This is a genomic window from Sporosarcina sp. NPDC096371 (genome assembly GCF_044762865.1).
GTDB lineage: Bacteria > Bacillota > Bacilli > Bacillales_A > Planococcaceae > Sporosarcina.
In genome coordinates this window covers 1-2,189 of sequence record NZ_JBIWFE010000017.1, presented here as the reverse complement: position 1 = coordinate 2,189, position 2,189 = coordinate 1, and the positions used below count along the sequence as shown (strand labels likewise).

The following is a 2,189-nucleotide window of genomic DNA, read 5'->3' as shown; positions in this document are numbered from 1 at the left end:
TGCGGATTGAAAACCAAAAGGTTAAGTTAGAAAGGGCGCATGGCGGATGCCTTGGCACTAGGAGCCTAAGAAGGACGGCACTAACACCGATATGCTCCGGGGAGCTGTAAGTAAGCTTTGATCCGGAGATTTCCGAATGGGGAAACCCACTGTCCATAATGGGACAGTACGTTTACGTGAATACATAGCGTAATCGAGGCAGACCCGGAGAACTGAAACATCTAAGTATCCGGAGGAAGAGAAAGAAACATCGATTCCCTGAGTAGCGGCGAGCGAAACGGGAAAAGCCCAAACCAGGAAGCTTGCTTCCTGGGGTTGTAGGACACTCTATACGGAGTTACAAAGGAATGGATTAGGCGAAGCGACCTGGAAAGGTCCGCCGTAGCGGGTAAAAGCCCCGTAGTCGAAAGTCCATTCTCTCCAGAGTGTATCCTGAGTACGGCGGAACACGTGAAATTCCGTCGGAATCCGGGAGGACCATCTCCCAAGGCTAAATACTCCCTAGTGACCGATAGTGAACCAGTACCGTGAGGGAAAGGTGAAAAGCACCCCGGAAGGGGAGTGAAATAGATCCTGAAACCATGTGCCTACAAGTTGTCAGAGCCCGTTAATGGGTGATGGCGTGCCTTTTGTAGAATGAACCGGCGAGTTACGATTCCATGCAAGGTTAAGCAGTGAATGCGGAGCCGCAGCGAAAGCGAGTCTGAATAGGGCGAATGAGTATGGGGTCGTAGACCCGAAACCAGGTGATCTACCCATGTCCAGGGTGAAGGTAAGGTAACACTTACTGGAGGCCCGAACCCACGTACGTTGAAAAGTGCGGGGATGAGGTGTGGGTAGCGGTGAAATTCCAATCGAACCTGGAGATAGCTGGTTCTCTCCGAAATAGCTTTAGGGCTAGCCTCAAACTTAAGAATCTCGGAGGTAGAGCACTGTTTGGACTAGGGGCCCATCCCGGGTTACCGAATTCAGACAAACTCCGAATGCCGATGATTTATGTTTGGGAGTCAGACTGCGGGTGATAAGATCCGTAGTCGAGAGGGAAACAGCCCAGACCACCAGTTAAGGTCCCCAAGTATTCGTTAAGTGGAAAAGGATGTGGCGTTGCCCAGACAACCAGGATGTTGGCTCAGAAGCAGCCATCATTTAAAGAGTGCGTAATAGCTCACTGGTCGAGTGGCGCTGCGCCGAAAATGTACCGGGGCTAAACGAATCACCGAAACTGTGGATTGACACCTTTGGTGTCAGTGGTAGGAGAGCGTTCCAAGGGCGTTGAAGCTAGACCGTAAGGACTGGTGGAGCGCTTGGAAGTGAGAATGCCGGTATGAGTAGCGAAAGAAGGGTGAGAATCCCTTCCACCGAATGCCCAAGGTTTCCTGAGGAAGGCTCGTCCGCTCAGGGTTAGTCGGGACCTAAGTCGAGGCCGAAAGGCGTAGACGATGGATAACAGGTTGATATTCCTGTACCACCTCCCCGCCGTTTGAGTAATGGGGGGACGCAGTAGGATAGGGTGAGCGCGCTGTTGGTTATGCGCGTCTAAGCAGTGAGGTGTGAAACGAGGCAAATCCCGTTTCTATAACATTGAGCTGTGATGGCGAGGAGATTTATCTCCAGAGTCCCTGATTTCACGCTGCCAAGAAAAGCCTCTAGCGAGGCGGGAGGTGCCCGTACCGCAAACCGACACAGGTAGGCGAGGAGAGAATCCTAAGGTGATCGAGAGAACTCTCGTTAAGGAACTCGGCAAAATGACCCCGTAACTTCGGGAGAAGGGGTGCTCTGGTAGGGTGTTAAAGCCCGAGAGAGCCGCAGTGAATAGGCCCAGGCGACTGTTTAGCAAAAACACAGGTCTCTGCAAAACCGTAAGGTGAAGTATAGGGGCTGACGCCTGCCCGGTGCTGGAAGGTTAAGAGGAGAGGTCAGCGCAAGCGAAGCTTTGAATTGAAGCCCCAGTAAACGGCGGCCGTAACTATAACGGTCCTAAGGTAGCGAAATTCCTTGTCGGGTAAGTTCCGACCCGCACGAAAGGCGTAACGATCTGGGCACTGTCTCAACGAGAGACTCGGTGAAATTATAATACCTGTGAAGATGCAGGTTACCCGCGACAGGACGGAAAGACCCCGTGGAGCTTTACTGTAACCTGATATTGAATTCCGGTGCAGCCTGTACAGGATAGGTAGGAGCCTAAGATT

Annotated in this window: 1 rRNA gene; it reads left to right on the top strand. The window is 52.1% G+C overall.

From position 1 onward, the window contains the following. Window positions 1-19: 19 nt before the first annotated feature. A 23S ribosomal RNA gene (locus ACIQ0H_RS21350) occupies window positions 20-2,189 on the top strand; the annotation flags it as partial.